Origin of the sequence: Lactococcus sp. FSL K6-0773 (assembly GCF_038006485.1) — a bacterium.
GTDB classification, from domain to species: Bacteria; Bacillota; Bacilli; order Lactobacillales; family Streptococcaceae; genus Lactococcus; species Lactococcus lactis.
On the sequence record NZ_JBBOVF010000001.1, the window covers coordinates 2,105,336 to 2,125,261 of the forward strand.

The 19,926-nt window shown below is 37.1% G+C and carries 32 protein-coding genes and 1 tRNA gene; 32 read left to right on the plus strand and 1 reads right to left on the minus strand.

Translation table 11 applies throughout. From position 1 onward, the window contains the following. The first annotated feature begins 12 nt into the window (after positions 1-12). The 26 genes from rpsC (at position 13) to radA (ending at position 14,916) form a co-directional block, all read left to right on the plus strand. Positions 13-666 (plus strand): 30S ribosomal protein S3, encoded by a 654-nt coding sequence (gene rpsC, locus MHB61_RS10555; RefSeq protein ID WP_003129960.1) that lies wholly within the window; start codon positions 13-15, stop codon positions 664-666. 3 nt (positions 667-669) lie between these two features. Then, positions 670-1,083 (plus strand): 50S ribosomal protein L16, encoded by a 414-nt coding sequence (gene rplP / locus MHB61_RS10560; protein WP_003129958.1) that lies wholly within the window; start codon positions 670-672, stop codon positions 1,081-1,083. Continuing rightward, on the plus strand, positions 1,083-1,292 hold the full coding sequence (gene rpmC / locus MHB61_RS10565) for a 50S ribosomal protein L29 (RefSeq protein ID WP_137016634.1): 210 nt from the start codon (positions 1,083-1,085) through the stop codon (positions 1,290-1,292). Before rplP ends, rpmC begins: the two co-directional genes overlap by 1 nt. A 20-nt stretch (positions 1,293-1,312) precedes the next feature. Further along, positions 1,313-1,573, plus strand: coding sequence for a 30S ribosomal protein S17 (rpsQ, locus tag MHB61_RS10570; protein ID WP_003129955.1), 261 nt, complete (start codon positions 1,313-1,315; stop codon positions 1,571-1,573). Positions 1,574-1,595: 22 nt separating this feature from the next. After that, on the plus strand, positions 1,596-1,964 hold the full coding sequence (rplN, locus tag MHB61_RS10575) for a 50S ribosomal protein L14 (RefSeq protein ID WP_003129953.1): 369 nt from the start codon (positions 1,596-1,598) through the stop codon (positions 1,962-1,964). 134 nt (positions 1,965-2,098) lie between these two features. Then, complete coding sequence (gene rplX, locus MHB61_RS10580) at positions 2,099-2,404, plus strand: 50S ribosomal protein L24 (protein ID WP_003129951.1); 306 nt, start codon at positions 2,099-2,101, stop codon at positions 2,402-2,404. A gap of 19 nt (positions 2,405-2,423) precedes the next feature. Then, positions 2,424-2,966 carry a 50S ribosomal protein L5 gene (rplE, locus tag MHB61_RS10585; protein WP_003129948.1) on the plus strand — a complete coding sequence of 181 codons (543 nt, stop codon included), beginning with the start codon at positions 2,424-2,426 and terminating at the stop codon, positions 2,964-2,966. Positions 2,967-2,984: 18 nt separating this feature from the next. Next, a complete protein-coding gene (locus MHB61_RS10590; protein WP_003129946.1) occupies positions 2,985-3,170 on the plus strand; it encodes a type Z 30S ribosomal protein S14 in 186 nt (61 codons plus the stop codon). Between the two features lie 154 nt (positions 3,171-3,324). Next, positions 3,325-3,954 carry a DUF6287 domain-containing protein gene (locus tag MHB61_RS10595; protein ID WP_058203716.1) on the plus strand — a complete coding sequence of 210 codons (630 nt, stop codon included), beginning with the start codon at positions 3,325-3,327 and terminating at the stop codon, positions 3,952-3,954. Positions 3,955-4,162: 208 nt separating this feature from the next. Next, positions 4,163-4,561 (plus strand): 30S ribosomal protein S8, encoded by a 399-nt coding sequence (gene rpsH, locus MHB61_RS10600; protein WP_003129932.1) that lies wholly within the window; start codon positions 4,163-4,165, stop codon positions 4,559-4,561. A gap of 216 nt (positions 4,562-4,777) precedes the next feature. Then, on the plus strand, positions 4,778-5,314 hold the full coding sequence (rplF, locus tag MHB61_RS10605; RefSeq protein ID WP_003129925.1) for a 50S ribosomal protein L6: 537 nt from the start codon (positions 4,778-4,780) through the stop codon (positions 5,312-5,314). 215 nt (positions 5,315-5,529) lie between these two features. After that, entirely contained in the window at positions 5,530-5,877 is a 348-nt protein-coding gene (gene rplR, locus MHB61_RS10610) for a 50S ribosomal protein L18 (protein WP_003129924.1), read from the plus strand. Between the two features lie 18 nt (positions 5,878-5,895). Further along, complete coding sequence (gene rpsE / locus MHB61_RS10615) at positions 5,896-6,402, plus strand: 30S ribosomal protein S5 (RefSeq protein ID WP_003129922.1); 507 nt, start codon at positions 5,896-5,898, stop codon at positions 6,400-6,402. Positions 6,403-6,412: 10 nt separating this feature from the next. Beyond that, positions 6,413-6,592, plus strand: a complete 180-nt coding sequence (rpmD, locus tag MHB61_RS10620) for a 50S ribosomal protein L30 (protein WP_003129921.1) — start codon at positions 6,413-6,415, stop codon at positions 6,590-6,592. Positions 6,593-6,866: 274 nt separating this feature from the next. Next, positions 6,867-7,310: a 50S ribosomal protein L15 gene (gene rplO, locus MHB61_RS10625; protein ID WP_003129920.1), complete on the plus strand. Its 444-nt coding sequence runs from the start codon at positions 6,867-6,869 to the stop codon at positions 7,308-7,310. A 77-nt stretch (positions 7,311-7,387) separates the two neighbouring features. Then, positions 7,388-8,707, plus strand: a complete 1,320-nt coding sequence (secY, locus tag MHB61_RS10630; protein WP_003129919.1) for a preprotein translocase subunit SecY — start codon at positions 7,388-7,390, stop codon at positions 8,705-8,707. 139 nt (positions 8,708-8,846) lie between these two features. Beyond that, positions 8,847-9,494, plus strand: a complete 648-nt coding sequence (locus MHB61_RS10635) for an adenylate kinase (RefSeq protein WP_010906298.1) — start codon at positions 8,847-8,849, stop codon at positions 9,492-9,494. 296 nt (positions 9,495-9,790) lie between these two features. Continuing rightward, a complete protein-coding gene (infA, locus tag MHB61_RS10640) occupies positions 9,791-10,009 on the plus strand; it encodes a translation initiation factor IF-1 (protein ID WP_003130554.1) in 219 nt (72 codons plus the stop codon). Positions 10,010-10,062: 53 nt separating this feature from the next. After that, complete coding sequence (gene rpmJ, locus MHB61_RS10645) at positions 10,063-10,179, plus strand: 50S ribosomal protein L36 (protein ID WP_001808836.1); 117 nt, start codon at positions 10,063-10,065, stop codon at positions 10,177-10,179. A gap of 17 nt (positions 10,180-10,196) precedes the next feature. Beyond that, positions 10,197-10,562 (plus strand): 30S ribosomal protein S13, encoded by a 366-nt coding sequence (rpsM, locus tag MHB61_RS10650; RefSeq protein WP_003130555.1) that lies wholly within the window; start codon positions 10,197-10,199, stop codon positions 10,560-10,562. Positions 10,563-10,582: 20 nt separating this feature from the next. Continuing rightward, positions 10,583-10,966 (plus strand): 30S ribosomal protein S11, encoded by a 384-nt coding sequence (gene rpsK, locus MHB61_RS10655; protein WP_010906297.1) that lies wholly within the window; start codon positions 10,583-10,585, stop codon positions 10,964-10,966. Between the two features lie 47 nt (positions 10,967-11,013). Continuing rightward, positions 11,014-11,952, plus strand: coding sequence for a DNA-directed RNA polymerase subunit alpha (locus MHB61_RS10660; RefSeq protein ID WP_003130557.1), 939 nt, complete (start codon positions 11,014-11,016; stop codon positions 11,950-11,952). An 18-nt stretch (positions 11,953-11,970) separates the two neighbouring features. Next, the gene (gene rplQ, locus MHB61_RS10665) at positions 11,971-12,351 is read left to right on the plus strand and encodes a 50S ribosomal protein L17 (protein WP_003130558.1); all 381 of its coding nucleotides are present in this window, start codon (positions 11,971-11,973) and stop codon (positions 12,349-12,351) included. A 185-nt stretch (positions 12,352-12,536) separates the two neighbouring features. Then, positions 12,537-12,609 (plus strand) — tRNA-Thr (locus tag MHB61_RS10670). A 556-nt stretch (positions 12,610-13,165) separates the two neighbouring features. Further along, on the plus strand, positions 13,166-13,393 hold the full coding sequence (locus MHB61_RS10675; protein WP_010906294.1) for a heavy-metal-associated domain-containing protein: 228 nt from the start codon (positions 13,166-13,168) through the stop codon (positions 13,391-13,393). Between the two features lie 161 nt (positions 13,394-13,554). Continuing rightward, positions 13,555-14,916: a DNA repair protein RadA gene (gene radA, locus MHB61_RS10680; RefSeq protein ID WP_003130563.1), complete on the plus strand. Its 1,362-nt coding sequence runs from the start codon at positions 13,555-13,557 to the stop codon at positions 14,914-14,916. 43 nt (positions 14,917-14,959) lie between these two features. Here the strand turns inward: radA and MHB61_RS10685 are convergent, their stop codons facing one another. Continuing rightward, on the minus strand, positions 14,960-15,646 hold the full coding sequence (locus MHB61_RS10685) for a YoaK family protein (protein ID WP_003130565.1): 687 nt from the start codon (positions 15,644-15,646) through the stop codon (positions 14,960-14,962). A 172-nt stretch (positions 15,647-15,818) separates the two neighbouring features. Between MHB61_RS10685 and MHB61_RS10690 the strand changes: the two genes are divergently transcribed. The 6 genes from MHB61_RS10690 (at position 15,819) to MHB61_RS10715 (ending at position 19,862) form a co-directional block, all read left to right on the plus strand. Continuing rightward, positions 15,819-16,766, plus strand: coding sequence for an IS30 family transposase (locus MHB61_RS10690; RefSeq protein WP_003130410.1), 948 nt, complete (start codon positions 15,819-15,821; stop codon positions 16,764-16,766). 190 nt (positions 16,767-16,956) lie between these two features. Continuing rightward, positions 16,957-18,042, plus strand: coding sequence for a PIN/TRAM domain-containing protein (locus tag MHB61_RS10695; protein WP_003129885.1), 1,086 nt, complete (start codon positions 16,957-16,959; stop codon positions 18,040-18,042). A 64-nt stretch (positions 18,043-18,106) separates the two neighbouring features. Further along, on the plus strand, positions 18,107-18,736 hold the full coding sequence (locus MHB61_RS10700) for a pyridoxamine 5'-phosphate oxidase family protein (protein ID WP_137016317.1): 630 nt from the start codon (positions 18,107-18,109) through the stop codon (positions 18,734-18,736). Positions 18,737-18,855: 119 nt separating this feature from the next. Further along, positions 18,856-19,218, plus strand: a complete 363-nt coding sequence (locus MHB61_RS10705; RefSeq protein WP_003129889.1) for a PadR family transcriptional regulator — start codon at positions 18,856-18,858, stop codon at positions 19,216-19,218. Further along, entirely contained in the window at positions 19,205-19,552 is a 348-nt protein-coding gene (locus MHB61_RS10710) for a DUF1048 domain-containing protein (RefSeq protein ID WP_010906292.1), read from the plus strand. Before MHB61_RS10705 ends, MHB61_RS10710 begins: the two co-directional genes overlap by 14 nt. Continuing rightward, the gene (locus tag MHB61_RS10715; RefSeq protein ID WP_003129893.1) at positions 19,539-19,862 is read left to right on the plus strand and encodes a DUF1048 domain-containing protein; all 324 of its coding nucleotides are present in this window, start codon (positions 19,539-19,541) and stop codon (positions 19,860-19,862) included. The genes MHB61_RS10710 and MHB61_RS10715 overlap by 14 nt, the downstream gene beginning before the upstream one ends. Positions 19,863-19,926: the final 64 nt, after the last annotated feature.

Genomic DNA, 19,926 nt, shown 5'->3' on the forward strand with positions numbered 1-19,926 from the left:
GGAGGTAAAAACGTGGGTCAAAAAGTACATCCAATAGGAATGCGTGTTGGCGTTATTCGCGATTGGGATGCCAAATGGTATGCTGAAAAAGAATATGCGGATTACCTTCACGAAGACTTGGCAATTCGTCAACTTATCCAAACTAAACTTGCTGATGCTTCAGTATCATTGATTGAAACTGAACGTGCAATTAACAAAGTTATCGTAACTTTGCACACTGCTAAACCAGGTATGGTTATCGGTAAATCAGGAGCTAACGTTGATGCACTCCGTGCAGAACTCAACAAACTTACTGGTAAACAAGTTCACATCAACATCGTTGAAATCAAAAAACCTGATTTGGACGCTCATCTTGTTGGTGAAGGAATTGCTAAACAACTTGAAGCACGTATTGCTTTCCGTCGTGCTCAAAAACAAGCAATCCAACGTGCAATGCGCGCTGGTGCAAAAGGGATCAAAACTCAAGTTTCTGGTCGTTTGAATGGTGCTGATATTGCCCGTGCTGAAGGATATTCAGAAGGTACAGTTCCACTCCACACACTCCGTGCGGACATCGACTACGCTTGGGAAGAAGCAGACACAACTTATGGTAAACTCGGCGTTAAAGTTTGGATCTACCGTGGTGAAGTTCTCCCTACTAAAAAATCTGTGAAAGGAGAAAAATAATCCATGTTAGTACCAAAACGTGTAAAACACCGTCGTGAATTCCGCGGTAAAATGCGTGGTTATGCTAAAGGTGGCGATACTATTTCTTTCGGTGAATATGGTCTTCAAGCGACTACATCTCACTGGATTACTAACCGCCAAATCGAAGCAGCTCGTATTGCTATGACTCGTTACATGAAACGTAACGGTCAAGTTTGGATTAAAATTTTCCCTCACAAATCATACACAGCCAAAGCTATTGGTGTGCGTATGGGTTCAGGGAAAGGTGCTCCTGAAGGTTGGGTTGCTCCAGTTAAACGTGGCGTTGTCATGTTTGAATTGGGCGGCGTTGATGAAGCAACTGCACGCGAAGCATTGCGTCTTGCTTCACACAAACTTCCTGTTAAAACTAAATTTGTGAAACGAGGTGAAGCGTAATGAAATTGAGCGAAACTAAATCACTTCTTAAAGATTTGCGCGCTTTGTCAGTTGAAGAATTGACAACTCGTGAAGCTGAATTGAAGAAAGAATTGTTTGATCTTCGTTTCCAAGCTGCTGCTGGTCGTCTCGAAAACACAGCTAAGCTTGATGAAGTCAAGAAAACTATTGCACGTATAAAAACTGTGCAAGCTGAATTGAACAAATAATAGGTCAGGAGAAACTATAAATGGAACGCAAACAACGTAAAGTTTATCAAGGCCGCGTGGTTTCAGACAAAATGGATAAAACTATCACAGTTGTCGTAGAAACTAAGCGTAACCACCCTGTCTATGGTAAACGCATTAACTATTCTAAAAAATATAAAGCTCACGACGAAAACAACTCTGCAAAAACTGGCGACATCGTTCGTATCATGGAAACTCGTCCTTTGTCTAAAGACAAACATTTCCGTCTTGTAGAAATCGTTGAAGAAGCAGTTATTATCTAAGCAAAACTAGGAGGAATATAGCATGATTCAAACAGAATCTCGTTTGAAAGTTGCAGATAACTCAGGTGCTAAAGAACTTTTGACTATCCGTGTTCTCGGTGGTTCATCACGTAAGTTCGCTGGTATCGGTGATATCGTTGTAGCTACAGTTAAATCAGCTGCCCCTGGTGGAGCAGTTAAAAAAGGTGAAGTTGTGAAAGCAGTCATCGTTCGTACTAAATCTGGTGCGAAACGTCCTGACGGTTCATACATCAAATTTGATGAAAATGCAGCAGTGCTCATCCGTGACGATAAAACTCCTCGCGGAACACGTATCTTTGGCCCAGTTGCCCGCGAACTCCGCGAAGGTGGCTACATGAAGATCGTTTCACTTGCTCCAGAAGTACTCTAATCAAGCATTATAGAGATATGGTTTTGTCGGAAAAATTTTTTTGACAGAATCATATTTTACTGTTATTATTAACAGAATAGTCCCCTAGTAACAAAATATTAGGGTGCCCATCGGGCGTAAGAAAGGAATTAAACATGTTTGTAAAAACTGGTGATACAGTTAAAGTTATCGCAGGTAAAGACCGCGGTACTACTGGTAAAGTAATCAAAGCTTTGCCAAAAGTAAATAAAGTTGTCGTTGAAGGTGTTGCTATCATGAAGAAACACCAAAAACCAAACTCAGAAAACCCAAGTGGTGCTATTCTTGAAATCGAAGCTCCTATCCACGTTTCTAACGTACAAGTGCTCGACAAAAATGGTGTTGCTGGTCGTGTAGGTTACAAAGTTGTTGACGATAAAAAAGTTCGTTTCAACAAAAAATCTGGCGAAATTTTAGACTAAGGCGGAAAGGAGAAATAATATGACTAATCGTTTGAAAGAAAAATATACTAACGAAGTAGTACCAGCGTTGACTGAACAATTCAACTACACTTCAATCATGGCTGTACCAAAAGTTGATAAAATCGTTATCAACATGGGTGTTGGAGATGCTGTAAACAACTCTAAAAACCTTGATAAAGCTGTTGCTGAATTGGCTTTGATCTCTGGTCAAAAACCATTGATTACTAAAGCTAAAAAATCAGTTGCTGCTTTCCGTCTTCGTGAAGGTATGCCAATCGGTGCGAAAGTAACTCTTCGTGGCGAACGTATGTTCGAATTCTTGGACAAATTGGTTACTGTTTCACTCCCACGTGTACGTGACTTCCACGGTGTTTCAAACAAAGCGTTTGACGGTCGCGGTAACTACACACTTGGTGTGAAAGAACAATTGATTTTCCCAGAAATCAACTATGATGATGTTGATAAAGTTCGTGGTATGGATATTGTTATCGTAACAACTGCTAACACTGACGAAGAATCACGTGAATTGCTTGCTAAACTCGGCATGCCGTTCGCTAAATAAGATAGGGAGAATACATAAATGGCTAAGAAATCTATGGTTGTTAAAAACCAACGCCCTGCAAAATTCTCAACACAAGCTTATACTCGTTGCGAACGTTGCGGACGTCCACATTCAGTTTACCGCAAATTTAAACTTTGCCGTATCTGTCTTCGCGAATTGGCTTACAAAGGTCAATTGCCAGGCGTTAAAAAAGCTTCATGGTAATTTGTTAATTATCGTGTAACGAATAAAAATTACTGACAGAATTTCTGTCAGTAATTTTTTTTGTATCTTAGAATCCTATGATATGGAAGCGCTTTCGAAAATAGTGAAATAAATGTAATAATTTGCTATAATAGCTAAAGAATAGGAGAAATTTATGGAAAAGATATTTGTTAAAATTAAAAGGTATGCAACAGTTTCTGTAATTTTTTTAGGAGCTTTAGCGACTTTAACAGCTTGCGGTAGCGGAAGTAAAGAAAGTGAAAAAGCTGAGCATACTAGTTCGTCACAAAGTATAAAAAATAAGGAAAGTCTCCCAAGCAGTAGTTCACAATCTTCAAGTATAAGTACGAGTTCAAGTTCAAGTTCGGACATAAGTCCAAGTTCAACTAGTCAGTATGAGGCTGCTAATAGTTCACAAATTCTTGCAGGTGACTATTCTTCTTTAAACGGAACATGGCAAACTACTGACGGAGGTGGTAAAGCTGTTCTGAAAAATGGTACCATCATTTTTAGTTCAGAATATCAAAGAGTTATATCTGGACCACAATCAAAGAATGGGATTATTATGGCCGGTGCTGTGAATCTTGGGAAATACATGGGGTTCATGTTTGCTGCGGCTAACAGCTCGCCAACTTTTGCAAACTCTTCACAAACGGATAAAACAGATAGGACAAAAGATAGATTTGCAATAACTTCAAATGATGAGGGTATGGAAATATTTGATACTAACCCAACGTCATTTTTTTACAAGATAAGTAATGATACAACAAGTCCGAATTCGTAAGCCAGGATGAAAGTTGCTGACAGAAATTCTGTCAGTATTTTTTTATAGAAAAACCATGACACACCCGAAAACATTGTAAAGAAAAGTGTTGACATGGTGCGGAACTTCTGCTATACTAATTAAGTTCGGTCTTTTTATGAAAAAGACCTCATTAATTTGAAAGTGGGATTTGAACAAGCCCAAACTACAAATAAGGAGAAATTACACTATGGTAATGACTGACCCAATCGCAGATTTCTTGACTCGTATTCGTAATGGTAACATGCGTAAATTCGATGTTGTTGAAGCACCTGCATCAAAAATCAAACGTCAAATCGCTGAAATCCTCAAAGCTGAAGGTTACGTGAAAGACGTTGAATACGTTGAAGATAACAAACAAGGCGTAATCCGCGTTTTCCTTAAATACGGTAAAAACGGTGAAAAAGTTATCACTAACTTGAAACGTATTTCAAAACCAGGTCTTCGTGTTTACGTGAAATCTGATGATGTTCCTAAAGTTCTTAACGGACTTGGTACAGCAATTATCTCAACATCTACTGGTGTAGTAACTGATAAAGTTGCTCGTGAAACAAATGTTGGTGGTGAAGTAATTGCCTACATCTGGTAATTAGTTCGGAGAGACTTCATTGATGGAGTTGATCTAAATGTTTAATATCGACTTTTGATGATATTAAACTGACGAGCGAATTTTTCGTAAGTCAAAATTACTGACAGAAATATTTTTATGCCTGTCAGTAAAATAAAAGTTCTTTTAAATCAAATTTTGATTTAAAACCCGTGAAAACAGATTGAATTAAATCTGATAATTTAACAGGAGAAAAAAATGTCACGTATTGGTAACAAAGTCATCGTTATCCCTGCAGGCGTATCTGTAGAAGTAAACGGTGCAACTGTCACTGTCAAAGGACCTAAAGGTGAACTCGTTCGTTCATTCAACGAAAACATCACACTTGATATCGCTGAAAACGAAATCACTGTAAAACGTCCAAACGACACTAAAGAAATGAAAATGCTCCACGGAACTACTCGTGCCCTTCTTGCTAACATGGTAGAAGGTGTTTCAACTGGTTTCTCTAAAGCACTTGAAATGATCGGGGTTGGGTACCGTGCACAATTACAAGGAACTAAACTTGTATTGTCAGTTGGTAAATCTCATCAAGACGAAGTTGAAGCACCAGAAAACATCAAATTTGTTGTTGCAACTCCAACTTCTATCGTTGTTGAAGGTATCAGCAAAGAAGCCGTTGGTCAAACAGCAGCTTACATCCGTAGCCGTCGTTCTCCAGAACCTTATAAAGGTAAAGGGATCCGTTACGTTGGTGAATACGTTCGTCGTAAAGAAGGTAAAACTGGTAAATAATTTTTGTCAAAATAATGTTCACTTGAACATTTATTTAGCAAAAAATGTTATCCGTAATTGGTGGTTTGACTTGTCAAATTGCCAGTATTTTGTCAATGCTAACTTTGTTAGACAGACAAAAACTCCCCGCTTGCTGACAGCATTCTAGTAATACTGTCAGCAAGAAAATCGATGGCAAAAACTATCGAAATTTAAAATAATATAGAGGTAGAATTGTGATTTCTAAACCAGATAAAAACAAACTCCGCCAAAAACGTCACACACGTGTACGCGGTAAAATTTCAGGAACATCTGAAACTCCACGTTTGAACGTTTTCCGTTCAAACACAAACATTTATGCACAAGTCATTGATGACGTAACTGGTACAACACTTGCATCAGCTTCATCACTTAAATTGACTGGTACTAAAACTGAACAAGCCGCAGAAGTTGGTAAACTCGTTGCTGAAGCTGCAAAAGCTAAAGGCGTTGAAGAAGTTGTCTTCGACCGCGGTGGTTACCTCTATCACGGACGTGTTGCAGCACTCGCTACAGCAGCTCGTGAAGCTGGATTGAAATTCTAAGGAAAGGGGTAATTAAACATGGCAGAAAACAGAAGAAATGATCGCGAACAAAGCGAATTTGAAGAACGCGTAGTTTCAATTAACCGCGTTACTAAAGTTGTTAAAGGTGGACGTCGTCTTCGCTTTGCAGCACTTGTTGTTGTTGGTGACCGTAACGGTCGCGTAGGTTTCGGTACTGGTAAAGCTCAAGAAGTTCCTGAAGCTATCCGTAAAGCAATCGAAGCAGCTAAGAAAAACCTTATTACAGTTCCTATGGTAGGTACTACACTTCCTCACGAAGCACTTGGTGTCTTCGGTGGTGGTAAAATCCTCCTTAAACCAGCTGTAGAAGGTGCTGGAGTTGCCGCAGGTGGTGCCGTTCGTGCCGTCCTCGAACTCGCTGGTGTTGCTGACGTAACATCAAAATCACTTGGTTCAAACACACCAATCAACGTTGTTCGTGCAACTGTTGATGGATTGAATCAATTGAAACGTGCTGAAGAAGTTGCTGCATTACGCGGTAAATCTGTATCAGATTTCGCCTAAGGAGGAAAAAATGGCTCAAATTAAAATTACATTGGTAAACTCACCAATCGGCCGTATCCCTGCTCAACGCAAAACTGTTAAAGCACTCGGTCTTGGTAAACTCAACAGCTCAGTAGTAAAAGAAGGTTCACCTGCTATTCTTGGTATGGTAAACTCTATTTCTCACTTGGTAAAAGTTGAAGAAGCATAATTAATATTAAAAAATACAATTCTGTCTTTACTGACAGGATTGTTTTTTTACTGACAGAAATCTAGAGTACTTTAAAAAAGATTATTTGCTATTTTTTAGAATAATAAAATATATTTGCAAACGACGAAATGGCTTGTAATTCCAATCGAAAAATAGTAAAATAATAGAAGTCTGATATCAGGCAAATAAATATATTAACGTATCGGCGAGTTTATTTTTCACGTTCCTTTCATGGAAAATAGGCGACAGCAAGGTACAAAATAAGGAGAAAAAAATGGAACTTCATTCATTGAAAGCTGCTGAAGGCAGTCGTAAAGTACGTAATCGCGTAGGTCGTGGTACATCATCAGGTAACGGTAAAACATCTGGACGTGGACAAAAAGGTCAAAAATCTCGTTCAGGTGGTGGAGTACGTCCTGGTTTTGAAGGTGGACAAACAGAATTGTTCCGTCGCATGCCAAAACGTGGTTTCTTGAATGTTAACCGTAAAGAATATGCTATTGTCAACCTTGAAACTTTGAACCGTCTTGAAGATGGAGCAACTGTTTCAGCTGAAACTCTTGTAGCTGCTAAAATCATCAAGGACGTTAAATCAGGTGTTAAAGTTCTTGCTAACGGTGAATTGACAGCTAAAAAACTTACAGTTAAAGTTGCTAAAGTATCTGCTGCTGCTAAAGCTGCAATCGAAGCTGCTGGTGGTTCTGTAGAAGAAGCTTAATTTTTACACTACAATTGGCGGTTGAATTTTCAACCGCTTATTGTCTATTTACAATTAAAACGCTTTAAGGAGATTTTATGTTTTTTAAGACGCTTAAGGAAGCCTTTAAGGTCAAGGACGTCCGAGCAAGAATTCTCTTTACGATTTTCATCCTTTTTGTTTTCCGCTTAGGTGCTCATATTACGGTACCTGGCGTCAACGTTCAAAACTTGACAGAAGTAAGTAATCTTCCTTTCTTGAACATGATGAACTTGGTTTCTGGTAATGCCATGCAAAACTACTCACTTTTTGCAATGGGGGTTTCGCCTTATATTACTGCTTCAATCATTGTTCAATTGTTGCAAATGGATATTTTACCAAAATTTGTTGAGTGGTCAAAACAAGGGGAAATTGGACGTCGTAAACTGAATCAAGCGACACGTTACATTACCTTAGTGCTTGCTATGGCACAATCTATCGGGATTACTGCTGGTTTCCAAGCCATGAGCTCGTTAAATATTGTGCAAAATCCAAATTGGCAAAGCTATTTGATGATTGGTGCAATTTTGACCACTGGTTCAATGGTTGTCACTTGGATGGGTGAACAAATTAATGAAAAAGGATTTGGTTCAGGTGTTTCAGTAATTATCTTTGCTGGGATTGTATCTAGTATCCCATCGGCGGTCAAATCTGTTTATGATGAAAAATTCTTAAACGTTCGACCTTCAGAAATTCCAATGTCTTGGTTATTTGTCATTGGTCTAGTATTGTCAGCAATTATCATTATTTATGTAACAACTTTTGTTCAACAAGCAGAACGTAAAGTACCTATTCAATATACTAAATTGACTCAAGGTGCACCAACGAGTTCTTATTTGCCACTTCGTGTCAATCCAGCTGGGGTTATCCCAGTTATCTTTGCTGGTTCAATTACAACTGCTCCAGCTACGATTTTGCAATTCTTGCAACGTTCGCAAGGAAGTAATGTAGGTTGGTTGTCAACTTTACAAGACGCCTTGTCATATACGACTTGGACAGGAATGCTCTTCTACGCATTATTGATTGTGCTCTTTACATTCTTCTACTCATTCGTTCAGGTCAATCCTGAAAAGATGGCTGAAAACCTTCAAAAACAAGGCTCTTACATTCCATCTGTTCGTCCGGGTAAAGGAACCGAAAAGTATGTATCACGTCTCTTAATGCGTCTTGCAACGGTAGGTGCGCTCTTTCTTGGTTTGATTTCAATCATTCCAATTGCCGCCCAAAACGTTTGGGGACTTCCAAAAATTGTCGCTCTTGGAGGAACATCACTCTTAATCTTGATTCAAGTTGCTATACAAGCAGTGAAACAACTTGAAGGATATTTACTCAAACGTAAATATGCAGGATTTATGGATAATCCACTTGAAACAAAATAAAATCTTGTCATTAGACAAGGTTTTTCTTTATTTTTTAGCAAAAATACGCTAAAATAGTGTAGGTAAAATCACAGAGAACATCTGCAATTTACTGACAGTTCTGTCAGTAATTTATAAATTAAAATCAGGAGAAAACAAAATGAATTTATTAATCATGGGACTTCCAGGAGCTGGTAAAGGAACTCAAGCTGAGTTCATCGTTAAAAATTATGGAGTAAATCACATTTCAACAGGTGACATGTTCCGTGCCGCAATGAAAAACGAAACTGAAATGGGTAAACTTGCTAAATCTTTCATCGATAAAGGTGAACTCGTACCTGATGAAGTAACGAACGGAATTGTTAAAGAACGTTTAGCACAAGATGATATCAAAGCTTCAGGCTTCTTGCTTGATGGATATCCACGTACGATTGACCAAGCTCATGCACTTGATACAATGCTTGAAGAACTCGGAATTAAACTTGATGCCGTTGTAAATATCGTTGTTAACCCAGATATTTTGGTTGACCGTTTAAGTGGCCGTTACATCTGCCGTAACTGTGGAGCAACTTATCATAAAATCTTCAATCCAACTAAAGTTGAAGGCGTTTGTGACGTTTGTGGTAGTCATGACCTTTATCAACGTGCGGATGATGTTCCAGAAACAGTTAAAAATCGTTTGGATGTCAATATTAAAGAATCAGCTCCAATTATTGAACACTACACTGAACTTGGACTTGTTAAAAACATTGAAGGTGAACAAGAAATTAGCCAAGTAACAGAAGATATTAAAAAAGTTTTAGGATAATAAAAATAAAAACCTCTGTCAGAGGTTTTTTTAGTAAAATAGCAAGATTAGAATACAAAATTTTACTGACAAGCTCTCTGTCAGTAAAATTATAAAAATGAAACACCCGAAAACATTGCCATGAACAGCTTTGAAAGCGAGTAATAAATTAAACATGTACTCAAGCTAGAAAAATAAAGGCTTTTCTGAAAGAAAGACTTGCATTTGTTGCTGAAAAATGCTAAAATACATAAGTCCGACTTTTTAGATATATATAGTATATATCTTTCGGGAAATTTCTAAGGAGGTACTTTTGCTTGGCAAAAGATGATGTAATTGAAGTAGACGGCAAAGTCGTTGACACCATGCCGAATGCGATGTTCACGGTTGAACTCGAAAATGGTCACCAAGTCTTGGCGACGATTTCAGGAAAAATTCGAAAGAATTATATCCGTATCTTGCCTGGAGACAAGGTTCAAGTTGAACTCTCACCATACGATTTGACACGCGGACGAATTACTTACCGATTTAAGTAATCCGGACATTCATTGAGTGCATGATGCACAGTAACCATAGAAAGGAAGACACAATGAAAGTAAGACCATCAGTTAAACCAATCTGCGAATACTGTAAAGTTATTCGTCGTAACGGTCGTGTAATGGTAATTTGCCCTGCCAATCCAAAACACAAACAACGTCAGGGATAGAAAGGAAATAGAAAAATATGGCTCGTTTTGCTGGAGTTGATATTCCAAACGAAAAACGCATTGTTATTTCATTAACATACGTATTCGGTGTTGGACTTCAAACATCTAAAAAAGTACTTGCAGCTGCAGGTGTCTCAGAAGATATCCGTACAAAAGATTTAACATCAGATCAAGAAGATGCAATCCGTCGTGAACTCGATGGCTTGAAACTCGAAGGAGACCTTCGTCGTGAAGTGTCACTTAACATCAAACGTTTGATGGAAATTGGTTCTTACCGTGGTATGCGTCACCGTCGTGGACTTCCTACACGTGGACAAAACACTAAGAACAACGCTCGTACACGTAAAGGTCCTGCTAAATCAATCGCAGGTAAGAAAAAATAATTAAATAGAAAGGAGTTAAAATGGCAAAAATTACACGTAAACGTCGTGTTAAAAAGAATATTGAATCTGGAATTGTTCATATCCAATCAACATTCAACAACACAATCGTTATGATCACAGACGTTCATGGTAACGCCCTTGCTTGGTCATCAGCTGGTGCACTTGGATTTAAAGGTTCTAAAAAATCTACACCTTTCGCCGCTCAAATGGCTTCAGAAGCTGCTGCTAAAGCTGCTCAAGAGCAAGGTTTGAAAACTGTATCTGTTACAGTTAAAGGTCCTGGTTCAGGTCGCGAATCAGCTATCCGCGCACTCGCTGCAGCTGGTCTTAATGTAACATCTATCAGTGATGTGACTCCTGTACCTCACAATGGTGCACGTCCTCCAAAACGTCGTCGTGTATAATTAGTTGCTCTTGTCACTAATCACTTTTCGCTTAGAGGAGAACATACATGATTGAGTTTGAAAAACCAAAAATTACTAAATTTGACGAATCAGAAAATTACGGTAAATTCGTTGTTGAACCACTTGAACGTGGTTATGGTACAACTTTAGGTAACTCTCTGCGTCGCGTCCTTTTGTCATCACTTCCTGGTGCTGCTGTGACTTCAATTCAAATTGAAGGTGTTCAACACGAATTCGCAACAATCCCTGGCGTACGTGAAGATGTCATCCAAATCGTTCTTGCGGTTAAAGGAATTGCCATCAAATCATACGTAGAGTCTGAAAAACAAATCGAACTTGACGTAACTGGTCCTATGGATGTTACTGCTGGTGATATCTTAACTGATAGCGACATTGAAATTGTCAACAAAGACCATTACTTGTTCTCTATTGCTGAAGGTCACTCAATGCGTGCTGTAATGACTGTTAAAAAAGGATACGGCTATGTTCCGGCTGACGAAAATAAAGTCGATGGAGCGCCAATTGGCACAATTGCTGTAGACTCAATTTACACACCAGTAAGTAAAGTAAATTATCAAGTAGAACCTGCCCGTGTTGGTGGAGATTCTAGCTATGATAAATTAACACTTGAAATTACTACAAACGGTACTATCGTTTCTGACGAAGCTTTGTCACTCTCAGCTAAAATCTTGACAGACCACTTGAACTTGTTCGTTGATCTTTCAGAAGTTGCAGCTGAAGCCGAAACACTTGTTGTTAAAGATGAAGTTAAAACAGAACGTGTGCTCGATAAAATTATTGAAGAAATGGACTTCTCAGTTCGTGCTTACAATGGTTTGAAACGCGCAGGTATTAACACTGTTGCTGATATTGTTGAAATGAGCGAAGCTGACATGATTAAAGTCAAAAACCTCGGTCACAAATCAGTAGAAGAAGTCAAAGTTAAATTGACTGAATTGGGACTTTCCCTTAAAAAAAGAAAATAATAATATAGGAGGAAACAAATGAGCAATCGTAAACTCGGACGTACATCTTCACAACGTAAAGCTATGCTTCGTGATTTGACTACAGATTTGATCATCAACGAAACTATCGTTACAACTGAAGCTCGCGCTAAAGAAGTTCGTCGTACAGTAGAAAAAATGATTACGCTTGGTAAAAAAGGTGACCTTTCAGCTCGTCGTGCAGCAGCTGCTTACGTACGTAATGAAATCGCAATTAAAGATTTCAACGAAGAAACTGAAACTTTCCCAACTGCCCTTCAAAAATTATTCAACGACCTTGCTAAACGCTACGAAGGACGTAACGGTGGTTACACTCGTATCCTTAAAGTAGAACCACGTCGTGGTGATGCTGCGCCTATGGCAATCATTGAATTGGTTTAATTGTATTAAATCTTGAAGTAATAATAAAATACTAAATTGAGTGTTATGATGTTGGCGGGGGTTTCTGTGGGTGCATGTGTTGAGTTGTGATTGACTCTCTTTCGCATCAGCCTTGCTTATAGTCTAGCTCTGTCTGATTAGATTAAATTTCTAATCTAGTCAGGCCACTCAATTTATTTATTTTAGCCGTTGTAGCTCAGTCGGTAGAGCAGCACCATGGTAAGGTGAAGGTCGACAGTTCGATTCTGTTCAATGGCATATTTTTTACAGTAGATATATTTAAATATGAGAAGTCTTATTTTATAAATAAGACTTTTTATTTACTTTAAAAGCTTTAAAAAGCGAATAATGTCCACGGTTAAATACATTTGTTTTACAAAAACGGCTCCTAATAAAATGAGTGATGATAATATGCACGCACCTATTAATGATATGCAAATTGCTGAGGATATTCATCTTACTTTCAATCACATGATGATGTCAATTTTTCATAGAATAGTTGTGAACAAAAAATGAGAAAAGCAATTTTCGTTGCCTTTGATGGAACAATTAATATTCGTAAGACAAAAAGTACTTTCAAAATTTGAATATTGGTAAAAAGTGGCAGACTTTTTTTACTTTGAAAGCCATTTTCCTTATATTACTGGCTTGTCCAACCATTTCTACAGAATGTTAAGAAGAAATTAAATGCTGATGAAAACTATTTTGGACAAAAATAATAATATTTTCTTGATGTAAATTAATGTTTTATAGTCTTTTTAAACTTATACTAAGACTATAAATATTGATGCATAATTGCAGGAGGAAAGTATAAATGTCAAAAATAGTAATGAAATTAGATGAATTGAGCTGTCCATCATGTATGGCTAAGATTGAAGGAGCTTTGAATACAACAAATGGAGTAGAAATGGCAAAGGTGCTGTTCAACGCTTCAAAAGTCAAGGCAGAATTTGATGACAATCAGGTAACTGCTACTGACTTAGTTAGTAAAGTTGAGGGACTTGGCTATGTTGTCCAAAAGAGTAAAGTCACGGAAATTTAAAGATATGATGTACTAACTATTTTTTATCTAAGATTCGTGTCAGACACTCTGAAATATGATAAAATGGTAAAAGAATAAAATCCTTAATCAAATAAAACAGCGGATTATCCGCTGTTTTGTTACATTTTAATAAATTTTACGTATGAATAAGTGGAGGGAAAATGGCGAAGAAAAAATCATCATTTGTTTGTCAAAATTGTGGCTATAAGTCTGCAAAATACTTAGGACGTTGTCCAAACTGTGGCGAATGGTCTTCTTTTGTTGAAGAAGTTGAAGTCCAAGAAGTTAAAAATCAACGTGTTTCAATGACTGGCGAACGTTCAAAACCATTGAAGCTAGATGAAGTCGAATTATTTGATACTCCTCGGATTGAAACGGACCTAGATGAATTTAATCGTGTATTAGGAGGGGGCGTCGTTCCTGGTTCATTAGTTCTGATTGGGGGAGACCCTGGGATAGGTAAATCAACCTTACTTTTACAGGTTTCTACTCAATTGGCTTCTAGAGGGCGTGTGCTTTATGTGAGTGGTGAAGAATCAGCCCAACAAATTAAACTAAGAGCTGAGCGTTTAGGAGATATTGACCGTGACTTTTATCTCTATGCTGAAACAAATATGCAGTCGATTCGTGCAGAAGTTGAGCGTTTAAAACCTAACTTCTTAATTATTGATTCCATTCAAACAATCATGACACCAGAAATTCAATCAACTCAAGGCTCTGTAAGTCAAGTTCGTGAAGTGACTGGAGAATTGATGCAAATTGCTAAAACGAATGATATTGCGACTTTTATTGTTGGTCATGTGACTAAAGAAGGACAGCTGGCTGGTCCAAGGATGTTGGAGCACATGGTTGATACGGTGCTGTATTTTGAAGGAGAACGAAATAATACATTTAGAATTCTTCGTGCTGTAAAAAACCGTTTTGGCTCAACTAATGAAATTGGAATCTTTGAGATGCAGGGTCATGGCTTGGTCGAAGTGACTAATCCCTCAGAGGTCTTTTTAGAAGAACGTTTAGAGGGCTCAACTGGATCTGCAATTGTTTGTGCACTTGAAGGAACACGGCCTATACTAGTTGAAATACAAGCACTGACGACACCGACAATGTTTGGAAATGCTAAAAGGACGACCTCAGGCCTAGATTTTAACCGTGTAAGTTTAATTATGGCGGTGCTTGAGAAGAGAACGGGGCTCTTGATGCAAAATCAAGATGCCTACCTCAAATCTGCGGGGGGAGTAAAATTGGATGAGCCAGCCATTGACCTCGCGGTTGCGGTTGCTGTGGCTTCAAGTTATAAAGAACTTCCAACAGATGCGCGTGAATGTTTTATTGGTGAAATTGGTTTAACGGGTGAAATTCGTCGGGTGACCCGAATTGAACAAAGATTAAATGAAGCTGCAAAACTAGGTTTTAAAAAAGTATATGCTCCTAAAAATTCAATTGTAGGGATTGATATTCCTGAACAGATTCAAGTGATTGGAGTAACAACTTTAACTGAATGTTTAAAACTAGTCTTTGGCTAATATAAAAACAAGGCTATTTCATTAATGAAATAGCCTTTGCTTTTTATGAATGACTTATCTTATAAGAATAATAAGCTAATAGAATTAATAGACTAGAGCCGATTAATGTAAAATCACCTAACCATAAACTTAAAAGAGAAGAAATAAAGGCTCCCACAACAAATGATAAAGCAAGAGATAAGAAGATGAGTGAATTTTTTAAGTCCTTAGTGTTTTTAGAAACTAAATATTGACCTAGATTTGTTCCAAAAGCTTTGATATTACCTGTGGACATGATATTAGCATAAGGAAGTCCTCTGACTCGAGTAAAGGTATCACCTTGAATAACCATAAAAAAGGAGAGAATTCCAACAAAAAGTGAGGCTGATAAATGTAAAAAAGTAGCGAAGGCGAGAGAAATGAGTAAAATACCAATCATTTGTATGAAGAGAAGAGATTCAATTTCACTTTGATTATTTTGGGTTTTATATTTGGTGAATAAGGTCTTGAAAAGTGCACCTAGTGCAAAAAATAAAATTGGAATAATAAATTGAAAAGCTTTCTCCAAATTTCCATGGGCTAAATTAATTCCAGTCTGAATCAAATTCCCAGTTTGGAGACTAGCGAAACGGCCGTCAAAATGAAAAAAGGTAAAGGCATCAACAAAGCCTGTATTCATGGCAAGTAATAGAGCAACAAGTAAACTTTCTTTAGAATGGACTGCGGATTTAAGCTTAATTTTTTCCTTCATAATCTGTAAAAGATAAGGTCATTATAGCACAATGATAATCTAATGTACTCTATTTAAAATAAAAAATTAAATCGCAAATTGTAAAATGAAGTTAGCCACCTTGAGTCAAGCAAAAAACATCTGAATCTCTTATACTAGAAGTTCGACCAAATAGTATAAAAAGGAAATTCAGATGCAAGACTATTCTATCACAAGCCAGAGCAAAGGGAAACACCTGACCAATCAAGACCGTTTAAACATTGAACGTTGGCACAATAAAGAAGGACTGAGCAACCGTGAGATTGCGCGCTTATTGAATAAAGCTCATGGGACGATTGACAGAGAGATGAAGCGAGGGGAAATCCAGCTCAAGCGGAAGGTAAAATACTCTGCTAAAAAGGCTCAAGAAAATTATGAAGGATTGAGGGCTCACAGTGTTCGTCCGAGTAAACTCACGACTGAGATTGATTGTTATGTGAGTACACGTCTTAAAGAAGACAAGGACTCTTTGGAAGTCATTCATCAGGCTCTAAAAGGAGTTTCTCTGAGCAGCCTCTACAATTGGGTCAACTGGGGCTGGTTAGAAGCCAAGCGTCATCATCTTTTCTATCCGCAGTATAAGGCGGCAAAGAAAATCAAACCTCGTGCGCCAAAGCATCCTTTTGGCAAGTCTATTGAAGAACGGCCTGAGTTCATTAACAATCGCTTAGAAGTGGGGCATTACGAGATTGACACGGTCATTCTTACGAGAGCTAAGAACAAGGTGCTTTTGACGCTCACAGAGCGAAAATACCGCACGGAGATCATTCGCTTGATTGATGGGAAAACAGCACAGGCGGTCAATGATGAGCTGGTGGAACTTCAAAAAAGTTATGACTTCAAATCCATTACCCCTGACAATGGCCATGAATTTGCAAGGCTCTCTGAGGTCGTAAGCTGTCCAGTTTACTATGCACACGCCTACGCGAGCTTTGAGCGAGGGACGAATGAAAACCATAACCGAATGATTCGTAGGCATCTGCCAAAAGGCACAACAAAGACGACCCCTGAAGAAGTCGCCGCTATCGAGTATTGGATGAACCATTATCCAAGAAAAATGTTCAACTATAAGAGTTCATATGAGATGAGCTTGGCTGGCTAACTTGGACTTGCAATTTGCGTAAAAAATTAAATGATCGCTAATAAGGGATATAAGTTATAAAATAATAAATATAGCATGAGAAATTAAATAGATTTCTTGTGTTTGGATAAGCAATATTAAAGGAGCGTGTGGTATAATTGACACAGGGCTTTCTTGTAAGCCTATCCATTTTCTAAAAGGAGGAAAAGATATGCGTCGTTGGATTATTCATCTTGTTATGACTGTCATCGGAGCATCGCTAGGTGTTGCTGTTGTACCATCAATTTTAAAGGTATTTGGTTGGGACACAGGGATTTTGCAGAACGAAGCTGTTGACGGTGTGATTGGTGCAATTATTTTTATTATTCTTTCATTTATATTTGCCGGTTCAATGCTTAATGGGTTGAAAAAAATAGATTCTAGAATTTCCAAAATGAATATGTCAAAAATGGTCTTCAATATTATTGGGATTGTTCTTGGTCTTCTCGTTGGGGTTATTGGAAGTATTCCATTAAGATTTTTAAATGTTCCTATTTTAAGTAATATCATTTCATTCATACTTGTTTTGGTGATGATTTATTTGGGATATGTTTTGTTTGATCGACGAGGAGACGAAATTGCTAGAGTGCTTTTTCGTAAGCGCCGTGAAGCAATGGCAACTGAACCAGCAGAAGTTGCTGAGGAAGTTGTCGGTGAATCTAAGAGTGATAATAGTATTTTATTGGATACAAGTTCAATCATTGATGGTCGGATTTTAGATGTAATTAAAACAGGGTTCATTTCAGATAAAATTATTGTTCCTAATTTTGTGATTTTAGAATTACAATTAATTTCTGATAGTTCAGACCCACTGAAAAGGGCTAAAGGACGTCGGGGCTTGGATTTGGTTAATGAATTGACTAAATTTGATCAAGTTGAAATTTCTCAAGTTGATTTTGCAGATGTTCGAGAAGTTGATACTAAACTTCTTAAATATGCAAGTTCTACTGGCTCAAAATTAGTGACGAATGATTTTAATCTTAATAAAGTTGCTGAAATTCAGGGTGTTCAAGTTCTTAACATTAATGACCTTGCTAATGCTGTGAAAACACAACTTGTTGTGGGCGAACATATTAACGTACAAATTATTCGTGCTGGTTCTGAACGTCAACAAGGCGTGGCTTATTTGCCAGATGGAACAATGATTGTCATCGAAGATACTGCAAAATTGATTGATAAAACAGTTACTGTTGAAGTTGCTAAGGTGCTACAAACAAGTGCTGGTCGAATGATTTTTGCTGATTTAGTAAAAAAATAAAGAAGAAAACCGATAAATTATCGGTTTTTATCTTAAATGAATTTTGAGTATTTAGGAGTTTAATATGTATTTAAAACGTTTTATTCAATTGTTTGTAGTTTTTTTAATTTCTTTAGCTGTTTTTGCTTTGATATTAGAAATGAATTTTGGAAATTATTGGTTAAGATTTGTTTTAGGACTTATCATTGCTTATGTTTTTCTTACTTTTCCACTTGTTCTCTTAACAATTTTTAAAACTAATAAAAAGGCTAATGTTGTTGGTACGAATGCTGTAGAAAATGAACTTGCTTATCTTTTAAAAGACTTTCCAGGCTACCTTGCTTTAAGTGTGACTGATGAAAATTCAAAGAGTTCAACAACGATTATGAGTTTTATTCAAGCTCAAAAAACGGAAAATATTTTCTACATGGTTGCGGATAAAAAAGCTTCAAAGATTAGTGATATAAAAAGAAATTCACAAGTGAGTTTTACGACTTGGTTTGATAAGTTGGAAAAAGGAGGGCGTTTGACTTCAAATCGGGTTCATGCAGAAATCTTAGAAGAGGCTAAAGCTCAAGAAATTGTGAAAAAAGAAGGATTAATCCTATCTCTTCATGAAAATGCGGAGAATATGTCAATTATTGCTTTAAGGATTGAATCGGCCCTTTATGAAAATTTTAAAGGTCAAACTAAAGTTATTAATTTTGAAAAATAATTTATTAAAACTGCTTTTTAGCAGTTTTTTATTTTAATAAAAGTGGGAAATATTGACATTTTAGCTATATTGTATTACTATATAGATGTAGTTAGTAATACTAAATAGTGGAGGAAAAAATGAATCAAATTACAGAAATGTTGAAAGGAGTTCTTGAGGGTTGTGTTTTAGAAATCATTGGTCAAGGGGAAACTTATGGTTATGAAATTACTCAAAAACTGCGAGAACTTGGTTTTGAAGACGTTGTAGAAGGAACGGTATATACGATTACGATGCGTCTTGAAAAGAAAGGGTATGTTGAGATTAGAAAAAAGCCTTCAAAACTTGGCCCCGCTCGAAAATGGTATCGTTTAAATGAGGCAGGGCAAATTGAGCGAGGAAATTTTTGGAAAAAATGGGCTTTTATTTCAGAAAAATTGGAGTTTTTACGTCATCAAAATTTATTGAGTGAGCAGAAGGGAGAAAATCATGGCGGAGCATAGAAATATCGTTGATAGAATGATTGGTCTTGAAGAAAAAAGAGAATTTCACGAATTTGAAAATCGTGCTCAGAAACTTGGAGAGAATTATTATGAAGATTATAAGGAATTAAAAAAATATATATGGCACTCTGGGGTAACGAAATGGGCAGATTTCAAATTTATTTTTGGACAAGTTCTTGATTTACTTGAAGAAGCTAAAATCCAAGACAAAGAATTGACTGATTTAATTGGTCCAGATGTTGCGACGTTTATTGATGAGATGATGGATGATAATAGTTGGGGAAAAAAGCAAAAAAATAAACTTAATAAGGAGCTGAAAAATGGTTTTAGATAAAATTAGTGACCTTCTTGCTGAAAAAAAAGACTGGCAAGAAATGCAAAATCGAGCTAAAAAATTACCTAAAGATTTTTATCAGGCTTATCGTTCAATTCAAAAATATATGTTCAAAATGGGGGCAACAGATTGGCATATTTTTAATGATATTATTGAATTATTTGAACTGGCAGTAGTTGATGGGCGAAGCCCAGCAGAGGTTCTGGGCGATGATGTTGCAACTTTTGCTGATGAATTATTAAGTGATAATAAAGAGGATTGGCGAAATAAATATCGTCAAGCTTTGAATGATTATTTTGCTCAAAAGTAATAAATAGATTTTATTGATAAGTCTGTCAGTAAAATTGAAAATTTATCAATAAAAAAAGTTACTG